Consider the following 4,469-nt stretch of genomic DNA (forward strand, 5'->3'; position numbering starts at 1 on the left):
TATTTTAGCAAAAGTTGGTTGATTTGTCTATGGTTATTGTTGGTTTTATTGTTATAAATCAATTTGTTGTGTGGTTTTTAAGGGTTGATTATTTATGCAAAGGTCTCTTATAGAATAAAAAGATGGATTGTTAACGACAAATCGAACAGCTTTCGTCTTTGTTGAGTCGCACTGTTCTAAAAATTTGGTCATCGAGTCTTAGCAACTTTTCATGCAGATAGCGTATCATAGGCAATTATGCGAACAAAAAAACAGGTGGAGAGGCATATTTTGAGATTGCAGATGAGCATAAAACTGATAAAAATTGAATGATGGTAGAAATTATCATAGCAGCAACACTGGGTCTATTTATTGGTAGCTTCCTCAATGTCGTTATTTACCGACTGCCACTTAGCATTGATACAAACGCTACAATTGATTTGATCAATCCTAAGCGCTCATTTTGCCCCGTTTGCAAACAAAAATTAAGCGCACTAGAGCTGGTGCCAATTTTTAGCTATCTAACTCAAAAAGGAAAATGCAAGCACTGCGGCACTACTATTAGTTGGCAGTACCCACTCATTGAAACAATGACAGCTTTAATCAGCGCATTAATCGTGTTTATGTTTGGGGCAACGATAGAATCAGGATTTTATTTGTTGCTGGCATGGCTCTTGATTCCACTATTTGTCATTGATTTAAAAGAGCGGCTATTGCCAGATGTTTTAACACTCTCACTAATGTGGATTGGGTTTATTTATCAAATGCAGTTTGGCGACTTACAGAATGGCGTTATTGGAGCAATGGCTGGGTATTTGTTATTATGGAGTATGTATTGGTTATTTAAGATAATTAGAAAGAAAGAAGGCATGGGCTACGGTGATTTTAAATTACTCGCAGCACTAGGCGCTTGGTTAGGATGGCAGACAATACCACAGCTACTATTAAGTGCTTCAGTATTGGGTTTAATATTCTTTGTACTAAGCAGCACCAAGAAAGACCAGGTATTTGCATTTGGTCCATTTTTAATTGCTGGTTTTTTGTTTGTGAAGTTGTCTGCTTTATTATAATTGTTGTAATGAAATCATTGGCAATTAAGCAAACAATAGAGACCTTTGCATAAATATGAATAATCATCAAAACGCCATTTTTCACCAACTTGAAAATTTTATGAAACACAGCCATAGCTTTGCTATGACTATATTTCATAAAATCACCAAGTCGGCAAAACTTGTCATTTTGCTAATAATCCCTACTTATGCAAAGGTCTCTGGTAATAAATCTTTTATCATGCAAACAAAAGTTTTAACAGGCTATAATATGACTGGTAAAAGGATGGTGAAAAAAGAAAGAATAATTAATCACAGTCCTCCCGACATAGAATTCACTAAATATAAAACAAATGCAAACAATAAAAAATAAAAAACAACATGGATTTACCTTAGTTGAAATACTGGTAGTAGTAGCAATTATTGGTATTTTAGCCAGTATTATTATACCCAAGCTAACCAGTAAGGTTGATGAGGCACGCGTGCAAAAAGCACATCTTGATATTAAGTCCCTCTCTTCAATGCTTGTTATATATAAATTAGATAAATATGGTTATCCAGATTCTGAACAAGGCTTGAAGGTGTTGGTGGGTCAATATTTAAAGACACTGCCTAAAGACCCGTGGGGTAAGAAGTATCTATATTTAAGTCCAGGCTTACGTAACACCAAGTCTTTTGATTTATATACCTTGGGTGCTGACGGTGCTCCTGGTGGCAACGATGAGAACAAAGATATTGGCAACTGGGACTAATAACTCTATTATAAAATACAATGCTGGATTCACGCTGATTGAACTGCTGGTTGTTGTTATGATTGTTGGCATTATGACAAGCTTAGTTACTTTAAGTGTTGATCTGGCTAAACCTTCTGCCGTGAAAAGCTTGAAAGTAAAAATACAAAGCCATATTGTATCAGTGCAAAACCATTCTCAACTTTACAATAAACCCATTCGTTTAATTGTTCATTCAGACAAAATTCAATCATTAACTTTAAATGGCCCATCTTGGAAACCGAGTAAAGTATTACCGATATTAGAGTTCGATTCAGTTGCTGTAAGCTCCGATGTTAATACCATCGAGGTACTGCCCAATGGATTTATAACACCAGCATCCATCACATTGTCCAAAGATGATGAGTCTAGCGTAATCAATACTAAAACCAATGAACGCTAAAGGTTTTACGCTGGTTGAGACATTGATTGCACTTGTGATTGTGGCTGTTTCACTGAGCGCTTTGATTAAGGCAAATCAACAAAACGCTCAACAAATCATTTATTTTAAGCAAAAGACTTTGGCTAATTTAGTTTTGAGTAATTTAAATGTGGAAAAGCGCCTAGGTCGAAAACCTAATATCGGGTATCAATCAGGTGAATACACCTTAGGAAAGCAAACTTGGTATTGGCTGTCTCATACACAATCAACACCGAATAAGAATATCAATAAGACTGATTTAACACTCTATCCAACAATTGCCAAACGAGAGGCTAAAACCTCAATTGCTGAATTAGTGTTTTACTTTGAGAAATGAAGCAAAAGGGTTTTACTTTGGTGGAAGTGTTGATTGTTATGGCAATTTTGTCTATTATTAGCTTAATTTGTTACAGTGCATTAACAACAACATTTAAACACCAGTCCATACAGAAAAAGCATTCGCAAGCCTTAATCGAAATGCAAAGAACGCTACTTTACCTTGAGAGAGACTTCTCCCAAGTATTTAATCAAGAAATCACATTAAGTGAACAAAATGTGCAGCTAAATAGCGTACAAAATGACACCCTATTAAATATTCATTATGAGTTTGGCTCAACAATTAAGCGTCAAGATAAAACTGATATGAAAAAAATAACTGAGTTGGTGCTGCTGAAGAAAGTTAGTCAATTCAAGATTCGTGCATTGGATAATCAAAATAAGTGGCATAGAACTTGGCGATATCAAAATAATAGAAACCGCTTAAAAGCCATAGAAATTAAATTTAGTCATCCTTATTGGGGTAAGATTAAACAATTACTTGCGATTTAGATGAATATAGTACATAAAAAAAATGAAAAAGGGGTTGTACTAGTCAGTGTGTTAATTATCGTGGCAATGATCAGTTTGGCTGTGAGTCTAATGTGGCAACAACAAGCTGCTAATCTTAATAGCACGAAAAATATTATTCACACCAGCCAAGCTGTCAGTTACCTTTATAGCCTTGAAGTATGGACTAAAAGCATTTTGCGAGATGATGATGCTCAAGCTGACTATTCAGAAGAAAGGTGGGCAGTCGCCATTCCTCCGATTAAAGTTCCCAATGGTGTGCTCCACGGAAAGATAATTGATATGCAAGCGCGTCTTAATATCAACCATTTAATTTCAATTAATAGCAATTTTACTCAAGCGTATCTTATTCCAAATTATAAGAATTGTTTAGACAGGTTAAACACAAACTTAGACCAGGATTTTATGAGTGATTTTATTATTGAGTATGTGAATAAACAGCGTCCAATAAAAAAATTTAAACATTTGTCAGACCTTAGGAAAGTAGAAGGTATTGAGTATAAGGATTATTTAAAAATAAAGCCTTATTTGACGGCATCTAGTGTAATTAACACAGTTAATATTAATACTGTTAGTAAAGAAGTGCTCAGTTGTTTACACCCAGATTTATCAATTTCTTTGGCACAAGACATTATTGGTAAAAGACCATTTAATTCACTTGGTGAGGCACAAACTGCAATCCATCAGGCGATAGGAGGTCTAAGCATGGCAAATATTCAAAAAATCTTTAATGCAAATTTAATTAGTATCAACAGTCACTTTTTTTTGTTGGAGTCTGATATACAAATTGCCAGTAGTCACATCAAGGTAGAAACACTTTTTCATCGAGAAAACAGGTTACTCAGTGTCATTTCTCGCACTTATGAACAAATATTAAGACCTTTGTACAACCCAACCAAAAAACCACAAATCCAGTAAAATAATAACTCTCTAATAAACAACTAAAAACTAAAAAATGTCTTGGAAAAATACCCAACAAAACTCATTTTCAGATTCTCTTGTCATTGAACACAAATCCCTATCAGAGCTTGATGATGTGCATAACATCCACGCCCACCCAACGCTGTCTGAGACCACTGCTTTTGCTGTTGAAATGGCAGAAGGTACGATTACGGATTTTCTGCCGCCGAAGAAAAGATAGCAATGGCTGAAAAAACCACAAGGGCGCTACAACTGGTCACAAATTGTGATCAGTTGAAAATGATAAAAAATTTAATTACAGACTTATTGCCAGGCGAATTCAACCCATAAGTGCAATTCTTCCCTAAAGCGAATGGTTTTGGATAATGTGAGTGAGAAAGAAGCGTTTAGGGCAACAGATTTAATGAATAATAGACCTAGGAAATGCTTGGGGTACAAGACCCCATTTGAGGTCTTTGCCAAGATGACTGGCAAGGACTATTT

Annotated in this window: 8 protein-coding genes and 1 pseudogene; all 9 read left to right on the forward strand. The window is 35.3% G+C overall.

Annotated elements, in window-relative coordinates; genetic code table 11:
- Positions 1–311 precede the first annotated feature (311 nt).
- A complete protein-coding gene (locus BBROOKSOX_RS09070; RefSeq protein WP_257607833.1) occupies positions 312–1,049 on the forward strand; it encodes a prepilin peptidase in 738 nt (245 codons plus the stop codon).
- A 55-nt stretch (positions 1,050–1,104) separates the two neighbouring features.
- Complete coding sequence (locus tag BBROOKSOX_RS09075) at positions 1,105–1,401, forward strand: hypothetical protein (RefSeq protein ID WP_139661232.1); 297 nt, start codon at positions 1,105–1,107, stop codon at positions 1,399–1,401.
- Positions 1,382–1,780, forward strand: a complete 399-nt coding sequence (gene gspG / locus BBROOKSOX_RS09080) for a type II secretion system major pseudopilin GspG (RefSeq protein WP_139661234.1) — start codon at positions 1,382–1,384, stop codon at positions 1,778–1,780. The genes BBROOKSOX_RS09075 and gspG overlap by 20 nt, the downstream gene beginning before the upstream one ends.
- A complete protein-coding gene (locus tag BBROOKSOX_RS09085; RefSeq protein ID WP_139661238.1) occupies positions 1,749–2,201 on the forward strand; it encodes a prepilin-type N-terminal cleavage/methylation domain-containing protein in 453 nt (150 codons plus the stop codon). The genes gspG and BBROOKSOX_RS09085 overlap by 32 nt, the downstream gene beginning before the upstream one ends.
- The gene (gene gspI, locus BBROOKSOX_RS09090) at positions 2,191–2,556 is read left to right on the forward strand and encodes a type II secretion system minor pseudopilin GspI (RefSeq protein ID WP_139661240.1); all 366 of its coding nucleotides are present in this window, start codon (positions 2,191–2,193) and stop codon (positions 2,554–2,556) included. Before BBROOKSOX_RS09085 ends, gspI begins: the two co-directional genes overlap by 11 nt.
- Positions 2,553–3,047, forward strand: a complete 495-nt coding sequence (locus BBROOKSOX_RS09095) for a prepilin-type N-terminal cleavage/methylation domain-containing protein (protein WP_139661247.1) — start codon at positions 2,553–2,555, stop codon at positions 3,045–3,047. Before gspI ends, BBROOKSOX_RS09095 begins: the two co-directional genes overlap by 4 nt.
- The gene (gene gspK / locus BBROOKSOX_RS09100) at positions 3,048–3,983 is read left to right on the forward strand and encodes a type II secretion system minor pseudopilin GspK (protein WP_139661242.1); all 936 of its coding nucleotides are present in this window, start codon (positions 3,048–3,050) and stop codon (positions 3,981–3,983) included.
- Between the two features lie 37 nt (positions 3,984–4,020).
- Positions 4,021–4,206: a hypothetical protein gene (locus BBROOKSOX_RS09105; RefSeq protein WP_139661244.1), complete on the forward strand. Its 186-nt coding sequence runs from the start codon at positions 4,021–4,023 to the stop codon at positions 4,204–4,206.
- Positions 4,207–4,319: 113 nt separating this feature from the next.
- A pseudogene (locus BBROOKSOX_RS12590) lies at positions 4,320–4,469 on the forward strand (IS30 family transposase); the annotation flags it as partial.

The sequence above is a fragment of the bacterium endosymbiont of Bathymodiolus sp. 5 South genome (assembly GCF_900128535.1).
Lineage (GTDB): Bacteria > Pseudomonadota > Gammaproteobacteria > PS1 > Pseudothioglobaceae > Thiodubiliella.